Genomic DNA, 22,009 nt, shown 5'->3' on the forward strand with positions numbered 1-22,009 from the left:
TTCGTGAATAAAATGATTAAAACAACCGCCATGACTTTGTTAGCTACTTTTCTAATGGGTGCTTCAGCAAGCTCTTTTGCTCACAAAGTTGCGATTGTAAATGTACAGCAAGTATTTTCTGGTGCTCCTCAAGCGGCAGCAATTAAAGCAACGTTAGAGTCTGAGTTCCGTGAGCGCAGACAAGAGCTAGAAAAACTGCAAGGAGACATTCGTTTTGAAGTTGAAAAATACCAGCGTGAAAACGCGACGATGAGCAAAGCACAAAAAGAAGCGCATCAGAAGAAAATTCAAGAGTTACAAAAAGCATTACAAGAGAAAGGTCAGCCTTTACAACAAGAAATGCAGATGCGCCAAGCACAAGAAACAAAAAAACTTGAGTCTATTATTTTCCAAGCGATTGAAGCAGAAGCGAAAGAAGGTAAATATGACGAAGTTAAACCTGCTGCTGCAAGCCTTTATGTAAACGAGAAAAAAGTAGATAATATCACTGATAAAGTTGCAGAGCGTGTAGCAAAGGCTAACTAATAAAATTTATGAAATTACAGCAAATTGCTGAGATTTTAAATGCTGAGCTGGTCGGTGATGACTCGCTCAGCATTTCTCGTATAGCAACCCTAGAAAATGCAAAAGGCGATGAAATTAGTTTTCTTGCCAATAAAAAATACCGCGTACAATTAGCATTCACTAATGCAGGTGCTGTCATTTTGTCAGCGAAAGATGCTGAACATTTTTCGGGTAATAAAATCATTGTTGCAAATCCCTATTTGGCTTATGCCTTATTAGCACAAGCAATGGATACAACGCCTTCACCTGCAAGCGATATTCATGCGACAGCAGTTGTAGATGCCACGGCAAAAATTGGCAATAACGTGTCTATTGGTGCAAATGCAGTCATTGAAGCGGGTGTAGAAATTGCCGAAGGCGCATCAATTGGTGCTGGTAGCTTTCTTGGTAAGGGTGCTAAAATAGGTGCCAACACAAAGATTTGGGCTAATGTAACGATTTATCATCAAGTTGAGATTGGTGAATCTTGCTTAGTACATGCTAATACTGTAATTGGCGCTGATGGCTTTGGTTATGCAAATGAACAAGGTCAATGGGTTAAAATCCCACAGCTGGGTTCGGTAATTATTGGCGATAAAGTTGAAATTGGTGCAAGCACCACAATCGACCGTGGCGCGATTGGCGATACCGTAATAGAGCGCAACGTGATTATTGATAATCAGGTGCAAATTGCACACAACGTTGTGATCAAAGAAGGTACTGCAATTGCAGGCTGCGCCGTGGTGGCAGGTAGCACCACCATTGGCAAATACTGTCAGATAGGCGGTATGTCGGCAATTACTGGCCATGTTGAAATTGCGGATGGCGTAATTCTTACAGGTATGTCGATGGTCATTAGTGGTATCGACAAGCCAGGCATTTACTCTTCAGGTGTGCCGCACAGTGACAACAAAGAATGGCGCCGTAATATGGCGCAATTACGTCAGCTTTCAACGATAAACAAACGATTAAAGGCAGTTGAGCAAGCGCTGCCGGAGCGTGATGAATAACCTTCGTCATGTGTTATTGATCGTTTCAGTGTAAAACTGAGACGAGGATATAAGTTAGGTTAAGGAAAAAGATTTTGGCAGAACAATTAAACAGCTTTGATATTCAAGAAATCCTAAAGCTATTACCGCATCGTTACCCAATGCTATTGGTTGATAAAGTAGTTGACTTTGAACCGGGAAAAACGCTTCACGCGATCAAAAATGTCACAGCAAATGAGCCAATTTTTACAGGCCACTTCCCTGGGCAGCCAATTTTCCCTGGCGTAATGATTTTAGAAGCATTAGCGCAAGCAACAGGTTTACTCGGTTTTAAAACAACCGAAAATCGTGGCGATAATGAACTATATTTATTTGCAGCCATTGATAATGCACGTTTTAAGCAACCAGTATTACCAGGTGACACGATGCACCTCCATGTTGAGTTCTTAAAAGAGCGTCGCAATATGTGGAAATTTTACGGTGAAGCGAAAGTTGACGGTAAAGTTGTATGTTCAGCTGAGTTAATGTGTGCAAGAAGAGAGTTATAATACGTGATCCATCCTACTGCAATTATTGAGCCTGGTGCTCAACTTGGCAACAACGTAAAAGTTGGTCCTTACAGTTATATTGGCAACGATGTTGTGATTGGTGACGACTGTATCATTGAATCGCATGTTGTTATCAAAGGGCCTTCTGTGATTGGCACTGGTAACCATATTTTCCAATTCGCTTCAGTGGGTGAAGCGTGCCAAGACAAAAAGTACAAGGATGAACCAACAAAGCTGATTATTGGTGACAATAACGTGATCCGCGAATGTGCCACAATTCACCGTGGTACCATTCAAGATGAAGGCATTACCAAAATTGGCTCAAATAACTTATTTATGGCGTATACGCATGTTGCGCACGATTGTGTGATTGGCAACAACTGTATTTTCGCTAATAACGCAAGTGCAGCAGGCCATGTTCATGTAGGTGACTGGGTGATCCTTGCTGGTAACTCGGGTATTCACCAATTTTGCCATATTGGCTCACATGCGTTTGTTGGTATGTACTCTGGTGTAAACCAAGATGTGCCACCTTTTGTAACTACCATTGGTACGCCAGCACGACCTGTAGCAATCAACACCGAAGGCCTCAAGCGCAGAGGTTTTGAGTCAGACGAAATTATGGCATTACGCCGTGCTTATAAGTTGCTTTACCGTAAAGGTAATAAGCTAGATGAAGCGCTAGCTGAAATGGAAAAAGAAGCAGAGCAGTTTAAAGCCGTGCAAACCATGATCGATTTCGCTAAATCATCTAGTCGTGGACTTATCCGATAATGATATCGGATAAGCCATTACGAATTGCACTTATCGCCGGGGAACACTCCGGCGATATTTTAGGTGCAGGATTAATTAAAGCACTAAAACAACATTACCCAAACGCCTCGTTTGAAGGTATTGGCGGACCGCGCATGTTGGCTGAAGGCTTTAAAACCCATTTTCAAATGGAAGAGTTGGCTGTGATGGGCGTATTTGAAGTACTGCCTAAGCTGTTTCGCTTACTGAGTATTAAAAAGCAAATCGTTCAACACTTTATTGATAATCCGCCCGATATTTTTATTGGTATCGATGCGCCAGATTTTAACCTACGTGTTGAAAAACCACTCAAAGCCGCTGGTATTAAAACTGTGCATTACGTCAGTCCATCGGTGTGGGCATGGCGCGAAAAACGCGTTTTTAAAGTGGCTGAAGCGACTAACTTAGTGCTTGCACTGCTGCCATTTGAAAAAGCGTTTTATGATAAACACAATATTCCGTGCGAATTTGTTGGTCATACGTTGGCTGATGAATTACCACTTGAAGATGATAAAGAAGCAAGCAGGGCACTTTTTAATTTAACTACAAATGATAAAGTTTTAGCGGTACTACCTGGTAGCCGCGGTTCAGAAGTGACTTTACTGAGTGAGCCATACATTCAAGCTGTGCTTCTTGTTAAACAGCAACTTCCCGATTTAAAAGTGCTGGTGCCTCTCGTAAATGAAAAACGAAAAGACGAGTTTTTAGCAGTAGCTAAACAATACCAAGCTGAAGATGTATTTACACTTGTCGATTGTAAATCGCGAGAAGTCATGACTGCAGCTGATGCTGTGCTATTAGCGTCGGGTACAGCTGCGCTTGAATGTATGCTATTAAAACGCCCAATGGTGGTAGGCTACAAGTTAAAAGCCCTGACATACCACTTAGTGACACGCTTATTTAAATTTAACATCGAACATTTTTCACTTCCTAATTTATTAGCGGGCAAGCAATTAGTTCCTGAGCTACTGCAAAATGATCTGACACCAGAAAATCTGGCCAGTACCTTGTTGCCGCTACTTGAGAATGATCAAACTGCACTTAAAGAGACTTTTTTTGAAATGCATAAAGCATTAAGGCTCGACGCAAGTAAACAAGCAGCACTTGCTGTAAGTAACGTTATAGAGAATAAAAATGACTGAGATTATTCGCCCTAATACACAGTTAGTTGCCGGTGTTGATGAAGTAGGACGTGGTCCACTCGTGGGTGATGTGGTAACTGCAGCAGTAATTTTAGATCCAAACAACCCAATTGCTGGGCTTGCAGATTCTAAAAAGCTCACAGAAAAAAAACGTTTAGCGTTATACGATGAAATTATCGAAAAAGCGCTGTGTTTTAATATTGCCAGAGCCACTGTGCCAGAAATAGATGAGCTTAATATTCTACATTCCACTATGCTTGCCATGAAACGTGCAGTAGAAGGGTTATCAATCCCTGCGGAATTTGTGTTTATTGATGGTAATCGCTTGCCAGATATTAATATACCAGCACAAGCTATTGTTAAAGGCGATAGTTTAGTTGCCGAAATTAGCGCAGCATCCATTTTAGCTAAAGTGACTCGCGATAACGAGATGAAGGCGCTAGATGCAGAATACCCGCAATATGGCTTTGCAGGTCATAAAGGTTACCCAACTAAAGCGCATCTTGAAGCGCTTGCACTTCACGGCGTAACACCGCATCATAGAACCAGTTTCAAGCCAATAAAAACGATAATCGCGCAGGCCAATGGCGAGCTTGCGTAAAGCAAAATAGGCAAACAATGCAAGATCCTCGATTTATACACCTGCGTGTACACAGTGACTTCTCGATGGTTGATGGCTTAGCCAAAACTAAGCCAATTGTCAGTAAAATAGCAGAGCAAAAAATGCCTGCATTTGCGATAACCGATCAAATGAACTTGTGTGGTCTTGTGCGCTTTTATGGCGCAGCCCATGGTGCTGGCATTAAACCCATTGTCGGTGCCGATATTTGGCTAAGCAGCCCAGACTTTCCTGATGAACCATGTCGTCTAGTAGTACTTGCCAAAGATAATCAAGGCTATAAAAACTTAACCCTGTTAATTTCTAAAGCGTTTAAGCGCGGTCATGTAATGCAGCGCCCGATGGTTGATAGAGATTGGCTGATTGAACATAAAGAAGGGTTAATTTTACTCTCAGGTGCGAAAGATGGTGATTTAGGTAAAGCCTTATTAAAAGGCAATAACGACCTTACCAAATCCATTGGTAATTTTTATTTAGAACATTTTAAAGATCATTTTTATATTGAGCTAATTCGTACCGAACGCGAACAAGAAGAAGACTACCTCCACAGTGCTGTTGGCTATGCTCAATACTCAGGTTTGCCGGTTGTTGCCACCAATGAAGTGGTTTTTCTTAATAAAGAAGACTTTGAAGCCCATGAAATTCGCGTAGCAATCCATGATGGTTACACCTTAGATGACAAACGTCGTCCTAAACGTTTTTCAGAGCAGCAATATCTAAAAACTGAAGAGCAAATGTGTGAGTTGTTTTCGGATATTCCAGAAGCACTTGAAAACTCAGTTGAGATTGCCAAACGCTGTAACGTAACCATTCAATTAGGCACCTACTTCTTACCGGATTACCCAACCGGTTCGCTGTCGATTGAAGATTTCTTAGTTAAAGTATCGGTAGATGGTCTTGAAGAACGTTTACAATTTTTATTCCCTGATGAACAAGAGCGAAAAGAAAAGCGCGGTGAGTATGATGAGCGCCTAAAAATCGAACTGGATGTAATTAACCAGATGGGTTTCCCAGGTTACTTCTTGATCGTAATGGAATTCATCCAGTGGAGTAAAGATAACATTATTCCAGTGGGTCCAGGGCGAGGCTCGGGTGCCGGTTCATTAGTAGCTTATGCACTTAAAATCACAGATTTGGATCCCTTACAATTTGACTTACTTTTCGAACGTTTCTTGAACCCAGAACGTGTATCCATGCCCGATTTCGACGTCGATTTCTGTATGGATCGACGCGATGAAGTAATTGACCACGTTGCTAAGCTCTATGGACGTGATGCGGTATCACAGATCATTACCTTTGGTACGATGGCGGCTAAAGCGGTAATACGTGATGTGGGCCGTGTACTTGGTCACCCCTATGGTTTTGTTGACCGTATTTCAAAATTAGTACCGGGCGATCCGGGTATGACCTTGGCAAAAGCGTTTGATGTTGAACCGCGTTTGCCAGAGGCCTACGACACAGACGATGAAGTGAAAGAACTTATCGATATGTGCCGAATTTTAGAAGGCTGTACACGTAATGCTGGTAAACACGCCGGTGGTGTTGTTATCTCACCAACAACCATTACCGATTTTGCTGCACTTTATTGTGATGACGAGGGTAAATTCCCGGTTACGCAATTTGATAAAAACGATGTAGAAACAGCAGGCCTTGTTAAGTTTGACTTCTTAGGGTTACGTACCTTAACCATTTTACAATGGGCTATCGATATGGCCAATGAGCGCTTAACGCGTGAGCAAAAAGAACATATCGATATCGCCGCTATTCCGCTTGATGATCCACCGAGTTTTGAATTATTACTGCGCGCCGAAACAACCGCAGTATTCCAGCTTGAATCGCGCGGTATGAAAGATCTTATCCGTCGCTTAAAGCCTGACTGCTTTGAGGATATGATCGCACTGGTTGCACTTTTCCGTCCAGGTCCTCTTCAATCGGGCATGGTAGATAACTTTATCGACCGTAAGCACGGACGTGAAGAAGTGTCCTATCCAGATGCGCAGTATCAGCACGAAAGCCTACAGCCAATTTTGGAACCAACCTACGGTATTATTCTTTACCAAGAACAGGTAATGCAGATTGCTCAGGTACTGGCAGGCTATAGCCTTGGTGGCGCAGACTTACTTCGTCGTGCAATGGGTAAGAAAAAGCCAGAAGAAATGGCCAAGCAGCGTTCAACGTTTGAAGATGGCGCCAAGCAAAATGGTGTAGATGGCGAACTTGCGATGAAGATCTTTGACTTGGTTGAAAAATTCGCAGGTTACGGCTTTAACAAATCTCACTCGGCAGCATATGCGCTAGTATCCTACCAAACCCTGTGGATGAAAACCCATTATCCAGCAGAGTTTATGGCGGCAGTAATGTCGGCTGATATGGATAACACCGATAAGATTGTGACCTTAGTTGATGAATGTGAGAATATGAAACTCACATTGCTTCCACCTGATGTAAATTCGGGTTTGTATAAATTCACAGTTAATCAGCAAGGTGAAATTGTCTACGGTATCGGTGCAATTAAAGGCGTTGGTGAAGGCCCGGTAGAAGCGATTTTAGAAGCGCGACAAGCGGGTGGTCCATTTAAAGATTTATTCGATTTTTGTGCGCGTGTTGATATTAAACGTTTAAATAAACGTGTCATTGAAAAGCTCATTATGGCCGGTGCAATGGATAAATTAGGGCCAGAGCAAACGCAAAGTGCGCGTTCTGTTCTCATTGCCAGTTTACCTGATGCGCTTAAATCAGCGGATCAACACAACAAAGCTGAAGCGCTTGGTCAAAGTGACTTATTTGGCTTATTGGCAACAGAGCCTGAAGAAGTTGCAGCCGCGTTTGTACAAGCGCCAAAGTTTACTGATAACGAATGGCTAGAAGGTGAGCGTGAAACACTTGGCCTTTATTTAACAGGCCATCCAATAAATCAGTACCGTAGTGAACTCAAAAACTACGTTTCAGGGCGACTTGTTGATTTACAACCAACAGACCGTGATGTAACGTCAACAGCGGCAGGCCTTGTGATTAATGCGCGTACCTTAATTAATAAAAAAGGCAAGCGTTGGGGCTTACTCACATTAGATGATAAAAGTGCTCGAATTGATATTCGGTTATTTCCTGAACAGTTCGAAACTTACCAAGATCTGCTGCAAATGAACAATATCTTGGTGATATCTGGTGTGGTCAGCTTTGATAACTTCTCGGGTGGTATTACAATGACCGCTCGCGAAGTTGCGAGTATCGAATCTGTTCGCGAAAAACGGGTTAAAAACATAAAAATGACGGTGAAAATGCAAGAAGTGAATGATAACTTCTTGTCTCGTTTAGAGCATGCCATCACCCCGTACAAATTTGGTACTTGCCCGATAAGAATTCAATATGAACGCCCAGATGCAACAACTGAGCTTTCATTAGGAACACAGTGGTGTGTTACACCCAGTGACGAGTTACTTGCTAATCTCTCACGCTTAGTAGCACAGAATATTGAACTAGAATTTAATTAGGTAGTTTAGAGCATGAGTCTCAATTATCTTGATTTTGAACTTCCAATCGCAGAGTTGGAAGCAAAAATTGAAGAACTTAAAAATGTAGGTCGCGGTGGTGAACTGGATCTGAGTCTAGAAGAAGAAGTATCACGTCTTAAAGAAAAAAGCGTGGAACTGACAAATAAAATTTTCTCAAATCTAGGCCCGTGGCAAGTGTCTCAGCTTGCACGTCACCCTTTACGTCCGTATACCAAAGATTATATCGAACGTATTTTTACAGAATTTGATGAGTTGGCAGGCGATCGTGCATTTGCTAACGACCCTGCAATCGTAGGTGGTATTGCACGTTTTGATGGCGAACCAGTAATGGTCATCGGTCAGCAAAAAGGCCGTGATACAGCTGAAAAAATCAAACGTAACTTTGGTATGCCAAAGCCAGAGGGTTACCGTAAAGCATTGCGCTTAATGGAAATGGCAGAGCGTTTTAATATGCCAATCATTACTTTCATTGATACTCCTGGAGCATATCCAGGTGTTGGCGCAGAAGAGCGCGGTCAAAGTGAAGCAATCGCTAAAAACCTAAAAGTGATGGCAGGTCTGAAAGTACCTGTGATCTGTACGGTAATTGGTGAAGGTGGTTCGGGTGGTGCACTGGCGATTGGTGTGGGTGACCGCGTAAATATGCTTCAGTACAGCACTTATTCAGTAATTTCACCTGAGGGTTGTGCTTCTATTCTTTGGAAGAGTGCAGAAAAAGCGCCATTAGCTGCAGAAGCGATGGGGGTAAGTGCTGATCGCGTTAAGAGCTTAGACTTAATCAACTCAATTGTTGATGAACCGCTAGGTGGTGCACATCGTAACTACGATGCGATGGCCAAGTCGCTTAAAGCACAAATTAAGCGTGACTTAAGCGAACTGAAAGCTTTATCATTAGATGAAATGTTAGAGCAGCGCTATGAGCGTTTAATGTCTTTTGGTTACTGTTAACCTCAAGATTAAGGAAAAAGCCGCATTTTGCGGCTTTTTTTGTTTATGAAAGATATGTATCAAACGTTTAAACACTACCTACTTGCAAACAAGTTTACCAAATTTACAGTTGCGCTTTCGGGCGGAGTTGACTCGGTGGTATTACTACATCTTGCCAAACGTTTTCGTGATGAATTAGGCACTATAGAGCTTAAAGCGGTGCACGTTAACCATGGCTTAAGTGATAATGCCCCAGATTGGCAAAAGTTCTGTCAAGCACTTTGCCAAAGTTGGCAAATCCCATTTGAAGCATCAGAAGTGTCACTTAATCTTAGCCCACGGCAAAGCCTTGAAGCCATAGCCCGAGATGCAAGATACCAAGCCATTAAATACAGTATGCTGACAGGTTCGTGTTTATTGGTTGGGCAACATATCGACGACCAAGTAGAAACGTTTTTTATCAGATTAAAACGCGGCGCGGGTTTGCTTGGGCTTGGTGCAATGACACGCGAAAGTACTAATGATGTTGGGTTATTTATTGTAAGACCGTTATTAGACTTTACGCGAAACGAAATTGAGCAATATGCAACTGAGCACGCGTTGACGCATATTACCGATGAATCCAATACCGATGATCGCTTTGACCGAAACTTTTTACGCAATCAGGTATTACCTTTATTGAATGCACGTTTTCAAGGGTTTAATCGTACCGTACAACGTGTCACACAATTACTGCAATCACAGCAGCAATTACTGGATGAATATATTGCTGAAGATGCCAAATTGTGTGTGCAAGGAAACAAAATCTTCCTTGAAAATCTGCACTCATTTTCGCGCACTCGCATTGAAAATCTCATTCGTTATTGGCTTAAAAATAAGCATCTCAGGTTGCCTTCACAAAAAGTATTAAACCAAATTGTGGAGCAGGGGTTAAATGCAAAAGCGGATGCACAAGTGCAAATACATTGCGGCGATTTTATGGTTTGTCGCTATCAATCTGCGCTTTATGTAGTTTTACCTGAAGCATTTGCCGCAAAAGATGTGTTCAATATCATTTTAGATGAAATTGATACGGCAGGGCGCATATTTAAACGCGTACAATCACACCATGGTATTCGTTTACCGCATGAAAGTGAGAGTGTCAGCTTACGATTTAATATTGGCAGCGAACAGTTTACTTTGAAAAAGCGTAACTGCACTAAGTCTGTCAATACCTGGCTTAAAGAAGAAAAGGTACCGCCTTGGCAGCGCCCTTATGTTGCTGGGGTTTTTTATAATGATAAACTTGTGCAAGTAATTGGTCTTGGTGTTGATAAGCACGCATATGCACAAAATGGCGTGCTTTGGATTGAAGAGGAGTAAAATGAAAACTAGTCAAGCAGTCGGGTTTTCTTTAATTGGGCAGGCACATATTGGATTAATCGTGTTTGCAGTTGTTTTGGCAATTAGTCTTGTGCTGTCGCTTAATTTAACCGTCGTGACTTATGGCGCCGTTTTTGGTGCTGTCACCGCATTGTTACTTTTAGCATATTGGCTCGGTAAAGGCGGTAAGTTCTTTGTATTGGCAGTCATGTGCCCTTTGGTGTGTATTATTGTTACGCCGATAACCAGCTTTTTTGAAATAGCCAATGTACTCGGTGCTTTCTTTGTTGGGCTTTGTTTTATCTTAACGGTTTATCGATTAAAAAAAGGAAGCTAAGCTTCCTTTTTTAGAGGGTTTTACAGCAATCCCGCCCGTCTTTTTTGGCTGCATAAAGTGCTTTATCCGCTCGCTCAAAAATACTACAAGGAATATCTTTTGCGTTACTTAACGAAAAACCAATACTGGTTGTTACCCCATGGGTCTTAAGTAGTTGGTGGTTATGTACACGCTTTTTAATGCGGTTAGCCAAAATATGGCTCACGTCGAAATTATCATCGTCGATTAGAATAGCAAATTCATCACCACCGAAACGAAATACAGTGTCTGTACCACGAACACAGTCAGTCAAAATATTTGCGAAATCAATTAATACTTGATCGCCAATTTGGTGACCATGGCTGTCGTTAACTTGTTTAAAGTTATCTAAATCCAATAGCATTAATCCAAAACTTCTATGGTGACGACGGCTGCGCTCAAGTTTACGGTAAAGGCTATCGTCAAACATGCTGCGGTTGTTTAAACCGGTTAAAGCATCTTTGGTTGCTAATTTTTTGACGCGAGAAAACAACAGTGCATTGCGCAGAGGGTAAACAAGCACAGTATGTAATTTCGCTAATTTTTGTTTTGCGTAGTGTGTTAGATTTTGCGAAAAATAGATTAATTGACCAAGACGTTCGCCGTCAGCAACTAAATCAAACGCGTAATTTTTGCCTTCAGGTTTACTACCAGTCATTTCAATAACGCCTTCGGTGCTATGAAACTGCAGGCCTGCAAATTGCACAAGGCGTGATGCTTCAACCGAAAACATATTAATTAACTTGGTTAATTCGAGCGTTTTCTGTAATTGTGTAACCAACGCATGGGTTTGACTAACCTCATTCTGGTCGGAATAAAGTTGCCCATACGGCAAATAATCGCCGCTATTGTCTGGCTGGCGCGTTAATACATGTACGTTTTCCACTTTAATACCCTCATACTACCGCAAAATATAAAGTACACAGTGATAAAGCAAAAACTAAGCCATTATTACTAACTGGCAGAAAAACAACCACTTGCTATAGTTAATTTAACGCTCAATTGCATTCGCCAATGCGATGACATTTTTTTGTCGCGTTTCTTAAACTTTATACCGAGGTGGTATTTGCAGCATTCGTTTGGTGTTTATTTTTATATTTTAATTGCCGCAGTGGTTTTAATTTGGTTGTTTAAAAGGCTGAATTTACCGCCTATTTTGGCGTATCTAGCTGTTGGTATATTAGCTGGCAAAGATGGCTTTTCTTGGCTTGAACAAAGCGAACAAATCCATTTTATTGCAGAGCTTGGTGTGGTTTTTTTATTGTTTAGTCTAGGTCTTGAATTTTCAATTCCTAGATTACTTGCAATGCGCCATATTGTGTTTGGTGTTGGGGTAATGCAAGTGGTGCTCACTACATTAGTTGCGATGATATTACTGTGGGTTGCAGGCATTTCATTGGTTGCCTCTTTTAGCATAGGCAGTTTAGTGGCACTGTCATCCACAGCCATTGTAGTAAAGCAAGTTAGTGGCTCACCACTGTTGCGCTCGAGGCAAGGGCAGCTTGCTATTGGTGTGCTGCTATTTCAAGATATTGCCGTTGTGCCGCTTCTTATTGCGTTGCCCCTTTTAGCAGGTGGTACTGAGCAATCGTTATGGTTAACAATTTTAACTGCACTTGCGAAAGGAGCTGTGGTTATTGCGTTATTAATGGCGGTAGGTAAATGGGTTTTACCCAAAGTTTTCAGTGAAATTGCGCAAACTCGCAGCGATGAATTATTTGTTTTAACCACTATTTTAGTTGCGCTAATAGCCGCCGCGTTAACATCTGCATTTGGTTTATCAATGGCACTGGGTGCATTTTTAGCGGGTATGATGCTTGGAGAAAGTGAATATCGTCATCAACTAGAGGCTGATATTCGCCCATTTCGCGATATTTTAATGGGTCTGTTTTTTATCACTATTGGTATGCAGCTTGATATGGCATTTGTGCTGACCAATGCGCAGTGGATTGCACTCGGCTTAGTCGGTTTATTGACACTCAAAGTTGTCATTACTTATTTTGTTACCAAAGTAGTGGGTGAAAGTCATGAAAATGCACTCGCTACAGCGCTTATGCTATGCCAAATGGGGGAATTTAGCTTTGTGCTTATTTCATTGGCGCTTAAATTCTCCTTGGTAAATTCAGCGAATGCCTCATTGTTGTTATCGATAGGTGTTTTGAGTATGGCAATTACCCCTTATCTTGTTGATAACGGCGGCATGCTTGCATTAAAAATTCTTAATTTTGTTGCACCAAATCACCTCAATAACAAACAACCAAGTATTGATAGCAGCGATAGTCGTTTTGAAGGTTTAAGCCAACATGTAGTGATTTGTGGTTATGGTCGTGTAGGGCAGATTATCGCTCGATTTTTGAAAACCGAAGCCATTCCATTTGTTGCGATTGACAGCGATACAATTCGGGTGAAAGAAGCACAAGCGGCAGGGGAAAATATTTACTTTGGTCAAGCCAAGCAAAAAGAGGTGTTAAAAGGCGCTAATATAGCGAATAGCCGTTTGGTAATTATCACTATTTCAGATAAAGACAGTGCACTCAGCATTGTAAATTCAATAAAACAGCTGGCGCCTGACGTTAAAATACTCATTCGCATGCGGGATGACAGGCATTTAGCTGAGCTAAAGGCACAAGGTGTTACCGAAGTCGTACCTGAAAAATTAGAAGCCAGTTTAATGCTAGTGTCTCATGTACTCTTTTTAACAGGCGTTCCAGTAAGGCGTATTTTAAGGCGAGTACAAGCAGAGCGGCGCAACCGCTATGGCTTGCTTCATGGCTATTTCCCAGGGGACAGCACCCCCTTATCGCCGGATTCATCAGAGCACCTCGAATTTCTTCATGCAATCGCAATCACCGAAGATGCGTTTGCCAAGGGGAAATCGCTTAATGAGCTGAATTTAACCAAACGAAGAGTGGATGTTACCGGTCTGCGCCGCGATGGCAAAGAGATAAGTTCACCAGGCTTAGATACTGTGCTATTAGCGCAAGATATATTAATTGTGCGTGGTAAACCTAGAAGAGTTGAACGTGCTGAGCGCTACTTACTCGAAGGGCGCTAGCACGATCAACCCCTTTTGCTCTATTGCATATTGGTGAATTCGAGGAACGCCATAATTTCATCAAGTTGAGCAAGACCATCCTGATACCCAATTTCAATTAAATGTTGGGTATATTCTTTTTCGAAAAGTAGATAACTAACCAAAGATGATTCTGAATGCTTTTTAACACCGATGCCACGCAGTAGCATTTTTATTGGGGTTGGCATTAAATCGTAATATTCGGTAGCAATAGCGTTAAAGTTTTGCGACGGGTTGATAACGAAGTGTGCAATACGTTTAAGCTCTTTATGTTTATCACGCGCTGGAATGAGCGATAGGGTACGGTTGATACGTTCTAGGCGCTCGATATCAGCACGTAATGTGTCGGAAAAAATTGTATCAAGTAAATGGCCAGCAATTGTTGAAATACCAGGGTAATGAGGTTGAAAACCAAAGTATTTGTTGTCAAATGGTTGCTCAACCCCAATTACAAATATCTTTTCAGCCCCTAAATGAATAGCCGGGCTAAGTGGAGCGTGTTGGTGTACTGAACCATCACCAAAATAACCTTGGCGGATTTTAGTACTTGGGAACACCATTGGGATCGCACTCGATGCCATTAAGTGCTCAATGTTTATGGTGGTTTTTTCACCGCGCCGTTTTGCTCGTTGCCATGATTCTGAGTGTTTTGCCTGAAAAAATGCAACGGAATCGCCACTTGAATAACTTGAAGCAGTAATTGACAGGGCTTCTAAATAATCGTTACGGATATTATTATCAATCCGCTTTAAATCGAGTACAGAGCGTAGTAAGTTTCTAAGTGGTTGGTTATTAAATAAACTTGCTGGTGGATGGTTTTCATAATCGGATTGAAAACTGCGCAGCATATTGGCAAAAATATGGCCAAACACAGATGAAAAATTAGTGTGGTAAACTTGCTCTGTGCGAAAGTTCTTCCACACATATTCGAGCTTTTTAATTGCTAATTGATAACACGAAGCATAACAACCTAGCGCTGTGGCATTTATTGCGCCTGCTGAGGTGCCATTAATTATTGCAAACGGCGTTATTTGATTACGCGGTAAATTTTGTGCAATGGCTTTTAAAACGCCTACTTGATATGCAGCCCGCGCACCGCCTCCGGTTAGAAGCAACGCAATTTTTGTTTTATGTTTTGAACTATTACCGCTACTATTCATCAGATACTTTGTATTCTCCCTTTATTCTTAATTTAGAGCACTTTAGATCTAAAATAAATATTTAAGCAGTGAAAAATATGACAACACAATCTCAAAGTAAATTACCGTATTTAATTGGCCTCGTGCTGGTGGTTGTAGTAATTAGCGTTGCTGCATGGCAATTGCTTAAAGGTGAAAAACCTATTCCAACTGGTGAGCGCCAAGTTATTGATTTGCCTTCACCTGTGGTAGAAGAAACTCCAACCATAGAAAAAACTGTTGAAGAACCTGAAATTGAGCCACAGCAGCCAACTGAAGTTGTGATTAAAGAGCCTGAAATTGAGCCGCCGGTTGAAACTACTCCTGTTCGTCAATTACCCGCGTTAGATGACAGTGATGCAGTTGTTAAACAATCGCTTGCTGATGTAGTGTCTGTAAATATGCTAAAGCTGATTGTTAATGATGACTTAATTCGCCGTGCGGTGGTGTACACCGAAAATTTAGCCGATGGTAAACTTGCTAAAAAACATCAAGTGTTTGTTGCGCCAAAGCAAAAATTCTCAGTAAACGATGGTGCCATTATCACTGTTAATCCAGAAAGTTTTAAACGCTATGATGCATATGTAGCACTCTTTACAGAGCTTTCTGATACACAAGTAATGGGTTTAATAAACGAATATAAACCTTTAATTCAAGAAGTATATGATGAAATTGGCTTATCTGATTATGATTTTGAGCAGCGATTAGCGTTAGCGATTACACATTTACTCCAAACACCTGAGGTACCTTTAGATACGCCTTTAACAAGCCAATCGGTTAGTTATAAATATGCAGTACCTGAGTATGAAGCACTTTCTGAAGCACAAAAGCAGTTGTTACGCTTAGGACCAGACAATATGAAAAAGGTTAAAGTAAAACTTAACCGCTTGTTAAATCAGCTATAAGGTTAATTGTTGCGCAGTTAGTTGGTGTTAGTAAACTTTTGCTTGAACTTCAAAGGCAAAATAGTGATAATTCATGCGCGCAGTTAAGCAACAATGCTTATCTGAACCACTATGGTGATCTTATTGGTCCTCCCGCAATAATAGCATGTGAACTTGGTCAGGCCCGGAAGGGAGCAGCCACAGCGTGTGACTTATGTGCCGGGATGTGGCTGGTAAGATTGCCACCCATTCTTTTCATAGCTTAACACCCCAAACTCTGCTAAGTTTAAAAAACATTTGTGTGTTGTAATACGTGATGTAACTTCACTTAAGTTGTTTATAGCTGCAGGTTTACTTTGAGCAATTCTTTATTATTTTTACGTTTACTTTTGTGCGTACTGTCGTTTTGGTTAACCCCATTAGTTGCAAAAATTTATATTCATACTGATAGTGCTGATGATTTAAATAATTTTGTTCATAGGCAAATGCAAAGCCTGTCTTCAGCGACAAATCTTTTAGCACTTGATCCAACTAATAACGACCTGCACTTTGAGTTTGTGCCACTTAAGCGTTCTTTAAAGTTTATGCAAAAAGGCGAATCAATTTGTGTGATAAACAAAATCCAAACAGCGCAAAGAACAAAGCAATTTATTTTTAGTAAGCCAGTAAACTTATTTTTAAGTCGACGTTTATATCAACATGCAGACTTACCCTATAACCCCACAAGTGAACCTGTTAACTTAAAGGCACTTTTTGCAACTTTCCCCGAAAGGCGCTTAATCATTTCAGATCAGATATCTTATGGCGACAATCTTGATAAGTTCATTAGTGAACTGCCTGAAAATAATAAAATAATCCGTCGTGGTGCATCGCATATAAGCGGTGTGTTAGATATGTTTTCGGAGAAACGCGGAGACTACGCGTTACTTTATCCTCTTGAACTCAGTAATAGCAGTTTAAATAAGCCAACGTTGAATTTTGAGATAGCTGGGATAGAACCCTATATTCTAGGGCGTTTGATGTGTATAGATAGCGAAAAAACAAAGAAATTAATAGAGCGCGTTAACCAACAAATAGATAGGCTTAATGAAGCGGGGGTGTTGTTAAAAACCCACCTTGAATACTACCCAAAAGACATACATTCACAAGTAACACGCTATTTAATGAAAGAATTTTCTAAAGATTAAAGAGATTCACTTTCTTTTACTTTATTTTCAAAATCTTTTGTCACGATATCAAGCGCCTGTAACACCGTTTTGGCATCAAGATCATGCTGCTCAAGCAACATGATCAAATCCACAGCCAGTTTTACGTGATTAGGCGCATTTTCAAGTGTGTTTTTATCACTCATCGGTGGTGCCGCGTTTAGCTACCGCCGCTTTAGCAAATGCAATGGCATCACGAACTCGCTGCTCCATTTCTAAGCGCTCACTTTGTGATGAGTAAAATGCCATATCTACTTCAAAACGAATATAGCGTGCAGGTAATTGATTTAACGCTGTACAACAGAAATCTGCGAGGGTGTCATTATCATAATCATCTTCAATTTTTTGTCTTTCAATTTCATCAATTAAAAGTTTTTCGTAATAATTATGAATGTCGTCATGTAATTTCATGCTATTCCTTAAGATTACCAATGTGACTGTATTTAGTATTGCTTATATCTCAGCAATCGTCTATCCATTTGTCATGCTTAAATAAAGTTGCTTGTGTACTTTGACCAAATTCATAATATCTCGCTGATACCCTCCACCTGAGACTGTGAATAGTGGGAGCTCATGCTGTTGACAGAAATTAATAACCTCACTGTCGCGTTGTTTAACACCTGCGAGACAAATATCAAAATAGCCTAGCTCATCCAAAGTAAAAATATCTGCTCCCGCGTTATAAAGTACGATATCGGGTTGTTCAATTAAAATTGTTAAAAAGCACTGCTGTAAAGCGTTTAAATAATCAGGTGAAGTGGTTTGTTTCTCTAGGGCAAAATCGTAATCTGAATGCTGTTTTTTTGCTGGGAAGTTTTGTTGGCAATGCATTGATATTGTCACGATATCATCAAACTTTTCAGCACATACTGCTGAGCCATCCCCTTGATGCACATCTAAATCAAGTATTACAACTTTTTCGCACTGTGATGTATCAATTAAATGCCTTGCCGCAATGACTAAGTCATTAAAAATACAAAAGCCACTACCAAAGTTCGGATAACTATGGTGGTAGCCGCCGCTTATTTGACAAGCAAGTTTTGTCGCTAGGGCAGTTTCAGCACCTTGAATGGACGCTCCAATCGAGTAAAAAGTTCTCTCAACCAAGGCTGGCGACCATGGAAAGCCAATTTTGCGTATTGCTTTACTATCGAGCGTTCCGTTCACAAACTGTGAAACATAGTCAGCGTCATGCACACTGGCAATCTGCTCCAAAGTGGCTTTAGAAGGTGTAATAAAAGCGAATTCTTCTGCTAATTCCGTGGTTATAAAGTCATAAATAAGTGCGTATTTTTGTATAGGAAAACGATGGTTTTCGGGTAAATCTAATGCGGAATAACTTGAGTGATAGAAAATGGGAATTGGCATTATCGATTTGATTTTTCTGCGAGTTGGATTTTTTCTTCTACTGCAGTTATCGCTTTGCGACAACGGCCTAACCTGCCATGAAGCACTAAAATTTCATTATTGAGTTCAGTTGCACGAGCATCATTGCAATTAAGCTTTTCGTTTTGCCTTAATTCAATCATTTCGAGCAGGCGTCTTTCAAATTCGTGATTTTGAGATAATTCACGATAGAGTTCTTGAGAAGATTGAACGATTTTTTTTACCACTTTTTTATAGCGTGCAACAGGCTTAAATTGTTGCTCTTTTTGCCATACGCTTGTCGCTTTGAGTGCGGTAATGATCGCTTCAATTTGCTGTGCAATCGTCTCAAGGGCAAAGCGCTGGGCATGGCGTCGTTCAGCAGGGGGGAGGGATTCAATATTTTCGACGACTTCGGTTAAGTAGTCAGTCAGTTTGATGCTTTTAGTGCGAAATAAATGATGCTCAAACAGCCCATGCTGATTCCTTATAAAACGCTCACTTTTAAATAGCTTTTGTTCATCGAATTGCTGACAGCTTATTTTCAGGCGTTCGATTTGCTGTAACAGAGCATTGATTTGCGAATTTGTTTTAAGCATACACATCAATTATCAATTTAATGGCAAGAATTATCACCACAGTATTAAATACTGGCTTAATTAACTTGCTGCCAAACTTTATTGCCGAATGTGCCCCTATCCATGCGCCTAGCATAATAAAGGCTCCCATGGTAAGGCCTAACATAAAATGCACATGACCTAATGCAATAAATGTTGCTAGTGATACCACATTACTAATGAAGTTCATTGAACGCGCAACACCACAATTAAGCAAAATGCCCATTTTGTAGAGAAAACTATTTGATGCAGTCCAAAAAGTACCTGCGCCTGGGCCTGCCACACCATCGTAAAAGCCTAAAATTAATCCCTGCCAGGTTTGCTTTACTTTTAATTGTGGGGTTTGCTCAGGTAATTGCATATTTTCAGCAAATTGGCTTTTATTGAATAAGCTGTAGACGGCAACACAAATAATCACAACAGGTATTAGTAAATTGAGGAATTCTTGCGTTAAAAAATCAACCATTAACGTGCCTAACACCGCACCAAGTGCCGTTGCACAGGCAGATACTAACCAAAAGCGAGGGCTAAACAGTTTCTTTTTGTAATACGTTAAACTCGCAGTAACCGAACCAAAACTTGCTGCCAGTTTGTTGGTGCCGAGTGCTAAATGGGGAGGTAGACCCGCTGTTAACAACGCAGGCACAGTTAACATACCGCCGCCGCCAGCGATGGCATCAATAAAGCCTGCTGCTAAAGCAGCGGAACAAAGCACAAGCCAAGTTGTTGGCTCTAAAGCTATTTCAATCATTAGTACTCGATTTTTCGTTTGAACGGAGGTAGCGAATCCAGCATGGCTTTACCATAGCGTTTAGTGACTAAACGTCTATCTAAAATGGTAATTTCACCAGTATCTGATTCTTTTCGCAGCAGTCTACCACAGCTTTGCACTAATTTCTTTGCCGCTTCAGGTACAGTGATAGACAAAAATGGATTACCACCTTTCGTTTCGATATATTCACTTTGCGCTTGTTCAATGGGTGAAGTCGGAACGGCAAACGGAATTTTGGTAATAATCAAATTAGTTAACAAATCTCCGGGTAAATCCAAGCCTTCGGAAAAACTTTGTGTGCCAAACAAAATAGAACCTTTACCGTTTTTGACTTTATCGCGATGCAAGGTAAGCAATGCGTCACGAGATGCCTCTCCTTGCAACAATAGGCTGAAGCCTTTTTTTCTAAGTCCTTCAGCTACTTGATTCATTTGCCAATAAGAGGCAAAAAGCACTAAATTCGCTTTATCTTTTTTGATGTAGTTTGGCAGTACTTTAATTAGCTCGTCACTAAACTCTTTGTGATTAGGTTCTTTAGCTATATTCGGAATGGTTAAAACGGCATTTTCTTTGTAATCAAAAGGTGATTGCGCTTTTATATATTTTACGCCTTCGATTGGTTTAAGCCCTGCTTCAAAGGCAAAATGATCAAACGAGCCCAGCGCTGAAAGAGTAGCTGAACAAAGCACCGCACCAGCACATTCTTGCCAGAGCTTATCGTGAAGGTAATAGCCAACTTGAATAGGGCAGTCGGCAAGCAGATAATCTACGTGATTTTTATATTCAAGCTGCTTAAGCCAACGTGCATGGGGGGGAGTTGATTGTTCGATTGATAAATTACCCCACAGTTTGGCAAAACTATCTAAGCGGGTTAAATACGTGCCGCTTTCGGCAAGTATCGGCTCAGCCACCTTTTTACTTACATCCCCATCAGATAAATCAAGGGTTAGGGCATCATGCATTTTGGTTAAAAATTTAAGCATATTGTTTGATGATTGCTTTAAATCTTTTACCCAGTTACTAATGCCTTTGGGTAATTGGCCTTGCTCAAAGCGATGTACATTGTCTTCATTAAATTCGAAGTAGTTATCGGCGAAAAAGTTTTTTACGTTTTTGAGATCTTTTGCACTGTCATTTATAGCGTCAGCGAGTTTAAAGTTAAGCCCTGTTGCGCGACTTGAACTAATTGCATTGGCCATTTTTTGGTTAAATTTTGCCAGCTTTTCAAGCCATTCAAGCGTTGCCACTAAGGTACTTGAAGCCGATGAAAAATCTCGTGCTACCTGGGGTAAATGGTGTGCTTCATCAATCACATAAATACTGTCTGCTGGCTCTGGCAAAATAACGCCGCCACCAAGCTCTAAATCAGCAAGTAATAATGAGTGGTTTACAATAATCACATTTGCTTTGGCCAAACGGTCTCGCGCGCTATGAAACGGGCAATGCGCATGGCTTGATAGTTGCCTTTGACACGAATGCTTATCGCTTTGAATTAAACGCCAAACGTTATCTGAAATCACACTTGGCCAAGTATCTCTATCACCTTGCCAAGAGCCTTTTTTATAAGCCGCTTGTAGTTGCTTAATCGTGTCAATTTCTTTATCGCTAAGAGGCGAATCGGTCGTAGCTAAAAAGTTAAGCTGCGCTGGATCATCTATTAATGCGTTGTATAAGCGTTCGGCACATACATAACGTTGACGCCCTTTAGCCAATTCATAACTTACTTCAATGCCAGAGTTCTTTGCAAAAAAGGGCAGCTCTTTATTTATTAACTGTTCTTGAAGTGCCACTGTCGCCGTAGAAATAATTAAACTCTTTTTATGTTGTTTGGCATAGGGTATCGCTGCCAAACAATAGGCTAATGATTTACCAGTACCTGTTCCGGCTTCAATAACGGCAATACGCTCAGTGCGGTGGTAATTGCCTGCAAGTGTTTTTGCGATTTCAGCCACTAAATAGTTTTGGCTTGGACGTGAACGATAATCGGGAAGCTTGGCTGCGATATTGGTGTGAATAGTACGGATCGTTTTTTTTAAGGAATCAGCCAGCATGTAGGGTCCGAGAAAAGGCGTTTTGTTGATTTTAAAGCTGCTGGCAATGAATAACAATGCAATACAGGCAAATTT

At 40.9% G+C, this 22,009-nt stretch carries 21 protein-coding genes and 1 other RNA gene; 14 read left to right on the top strand and 8 right to left on the bottom strand.

Annotated elements, in window-relative coordinates:
• The first annotated feature begins 3 nt into the window (after positions 1-3).
• The 10 genes from AAEU29_RS00735 (at position 4) to AAEU29_RS00780 (ending at position 10,771) form a co-directional block, all read left to right on the top strand.
• The gene (locus tag AAEU29_RS00735) at positions 4-525 is read left to right on the top strand and encodes an OmpH/Skp family outer membrane protein (protein ID WP_421971646.1); all 522 of its coding nucleotides are present in this window, start codon (positions 4-6) and stop codon (positions 523-525) included.
• An 8-nt stretch (positions 526-533) separates the two neighbouring features.
• Complete coding sequence (lpxD, locus tag AAEU29_RS00740) at positions 534-1,553, top strand: UDP-3-O-(3-hydroxymyristoyl)glucosamine N-acyltransferase (protein ID WP_421971647.1); 1,020 nt, start codon at positions 534-536, stop codon at positions 1,551-1,553.
• Positions 1,554-1,627: 74 nt separating this feature from the next.
• Positions 1,628-2,080, top strand: a complete 453-nt coding sequence (fabZ, locus tag AAEU29_RS00745; protein WP_038642235.1) for a 3-hydroxyacyl-ACP dehydratase FabZ — start codon at positions 1,628-1,630, stop codon at positions 2,078-2,080.
• Positions 2,081-2,083: 3 nt separating this feature from the next.
• Positions 2,084-2,854, top strand: coding sequence for an acyl-ACP--UDP-N-acetylglucosamine O-acyltransferase (lpxA, locus tag AAEU29_RS00750; RefSeq protein WP_421971648.1), 771 nt, complete (start codon positions 2,084-2,086; stop codon positions 2,852-2,854).
• On the top strand, positions 2,854-4,014 hold the full coding sequence (gene lpxB / locus AAEU29_RS00755; protein WP_421971649.1) for a lipid-A-disaccharide synthase: 1,161 nt from the start codon (positions 2,854-2,856) through the stop codon (positions 4,012-4,014). Before lpxA ends, lpxB begins: the two co-directional genes overlap by 1 nt.
• Entirely contained in the window at positions 4,007-4,615 is a 609-nt protein-coding gene (rnhB, locus tag AAEU29_RS00760; RefSeq protein WP_421971650.1) for a ribonuclease HII, read from the top strand. Before lpxB ends, rnhB begins: the two co-directional genes overlap by 8 nt.
• A gap of 17 nt (positions 4,616-4,632) precedes the next feature.
• Entirely contained in the window at positions 4,633-8,124 is a 3,492-nt protein-coding gene (gene dnaE, locus AAEU29_RS00765; RefSeq protein ID WP_421971651.1) for a DNA polymerase III subunit alpha, read from the top strand.
• A gap of 12 nt (positions 8,125-8,136) precedes the next feature.
• The gene (gene accA, locus AAEU29_RS00770; protein ID WP_372767873.1) at positions 8,137-9,093 is read left to right on the top strand and encodes an acetyl-CoA carboxylase carboxyl transferase subunit alpha; all 957 of its coding nucleotides are present in this window, start codon (positions 8,137-8,139) and stop codon (positions 9,091-9,093) included.
• Positions 9,094-9,147: 54 nt separating this feature from the next.
• A complete protein-coding gene (gene tilS / locus AAEU29_RS00775; RefSeq protein WP_421971652.1) occupies positions 9,148-10,434 on the top strand; it encodes a tRNA lysidine(34) synthetase TilS in 1,287 nt (428 codons plus the stop codon).
• 1 nt (position 10,435) lies between these two features.
• Positions 10,436-10,771, top strand: coding sequence for a hypothetical protein (locus tag AAEU29_RS00780; protein WP_421971653.1), 336 nt, complete (start codon positions 10,436-10,438; stop codon positions 10,769-10,771).
• Positions 10,772-10,781: 10 nt separating this feature from the next.
• Here the strand turns inward: AAEU29_RS00780 and AAEU29_RS00785 are convergent, their stop codons facing one another.
• Positions 10,782-11,675 carry a GGDEF domain-containing protein gene (locus AAEU29_RS00785; protein ID WP_421971654.1) on the bottom strand — a complete coding sequence of 298 codons (894 nt, stop codon included), beginning with the start codon at positions 11,673-11,675 and terminating at the stop codon, positions 10,782-10,784.
• Positions 11,676-11,855: 180 nt separating this feature from the next.
• Here AAEU29_RS00785 and AAEU29_RS00790 point away from each other — a divergent pair, with 180 nt between their 5' ends.
• The gene (locus AAEU29_RS00790; RefSeq protein ID WP_421971655.1) at positions 11,856-13,844 is read left to right on the top strand and encodes a monovalent cation:proton antiporter family protein; all 1,989 of its coding nucleotides are present in this window, start codon (positions 11,856-11,858) and stop codon (positions 13,842-13,844) included.
• A gap of 20 nt (positions 13,845-13,864) precedes the next feature.
• Here the strand turns inward: AAEU29_RS00790 and AAEU29_RS00795 are convergent, their stop codons facing one another.
• A complete protein-coding gene (locus tag AAEU29_RS00795; protein ID WP_421971656.1) occupies positions 13,865-15,022 on the bottom strand; it encodes a patatin-like phospholipase family protein in 1,158 nt (385 codons plus the stop codon).
• Between the two features lie 77 nt (positions 15,023-15,099).
• On the opposite strand from AAEU29_RS00795, the gene AAEU29_RS00800 reads away from it, so the two are divergent.
• The 3 genes from AAEU29_RS00800 (at position 15,100) to AAEU29_RS00810 (ending at position 17,111) form a co-directional block, all read left to right on the top strand.
• On the top strand, positions 15,100-15,945 hold the full coding sequence (locus tag AAEU29_RS00800) for a DUF3014 domain-containing protein (protein ID WP_421971657.1): 846 nt from the start codon (positions 15,100-15,102) through the stop codon (positions 15,943-15,945).
• 121 nt (positions 15,946-16,066) lie between these two features.
• Positions 16,067-16,163: signal recognition particle sRNA small type (gene ffs / locus AAEU29_RS00805), an RNA gene on the top strand.
• A 117-nt stretch (positions 16,164-16,280) separates the two neighbouring features.
• The gene (locus AAEU29_RS00810) at positions 16,281-17,111 is read left to right on the top strand and encodes a transporter substrate-binding domain-containing protein (RefSeq protein WP_421971658.1); all 831 of its coding nucleotides are present in this window, start codon (positions 16,281-16,283) and stop codon (positions 17,109-17,111) included.
• On the opposite strand, the gene AAEU29_RS00815 is transcribed toward AAEU29_RS00810, so the two are convergent.
• Genes AAEU29_RS00815 through dinG form a run of 6 tightly spaced genes read right to left on the bottom strand, consistent with a single transcriptional unit; the run spans position 17,108 to position 21,934 of the window.
• Entirely contained in the window at positions 17,108-17,275 is a 168-nt protein-coding gene (locus AAEU29_RS00815; RefSeq protein ID WP_421971659.1) for a YbaM family protein, read from the bottom strand. The two genes, AAEU29_RS00810 and AAEU29_RS00815, sit on opposite strands and share 4 nt — an antisense overlap.
• Complete coding sequence (locus AAEU29_RS00820; RefSeq protein WP_421971660.1) at positions 17,268-17,540, bottom strand: late competence development ComFB family protein; 273 nt, start codon at positions 17,538-17,540, stop codon at positions 17,268-17,270. The genes AAEU29_RS00815 and AAEU29_RS00820 overlap by 8 nt, the downstream gene beginning before the upstream one ends.
• 60 nt (positions 17,541-17,600) lie before the next feature.
• A complete protein-coding gene (locus AAEU29_RS00825; RefSeq protein WP_421972286.1) occupies positions 17,601-18,491 on the bottom strand; it encodes a histone deacetylase family protein in 891 nt (296 codons plus the stop codon).
• A gap of 5 nt (positions 18,492-18,496) precedes the next feature.
• Positions 18,497-19,093: a primosomal replication protein gene (locus AAEU29_RS00830; protein WP_421971661.1), complete on the bottom strand. Its 597-nt coding sequence runs from the start codon at positions 19,091-19,093 to the stop codon at positions 18,497-18,499.
• The gene (locus AAEU29_RS00835; RefSeq protein WP_421971662.1) at positions 19,086-19,862 is read right to left on the bottom strand and encodes a sulfite exporter TauE/SafE family protein; all 777 of its coding nucleotides are present in this window, start codon (positions 19,860-19,862) and stop codon (positions 19,086-19,088) included. The genes AAEU29_RS00830 and AAEU29_RS00835 overlap by 8 nt, the downstream gene beginning before the upstream one ends.
• On the bottom strand, positions 19,862-21,934 hold the full coding sequence (gene dinG / locus AAEU29_RS00840) for an ATP-dependent DNA helicase DinG (RefSeq protein ID WP_421971663.1): 2,073 nt from the start codon (positions 21,932-21,934) through the stop codon (positions 19,862-19,864). The genes AAEU29_RS00835 and dinG overlap by 1 nt, the downstream gene beginning before the upstream one ends.
• Positions 21,935-22,009 lie beyond the last annotated feature (75 nt).

It is taken from the genome of Pseudoalteromonas aquimarina (genome assembly GCF_049257255.1).
GTDB lineage: Bacteria > Pseudomonadota > Gammaproteobacteria > Enterobacterales > Alteromonadaceae > Pseudoalteromonas.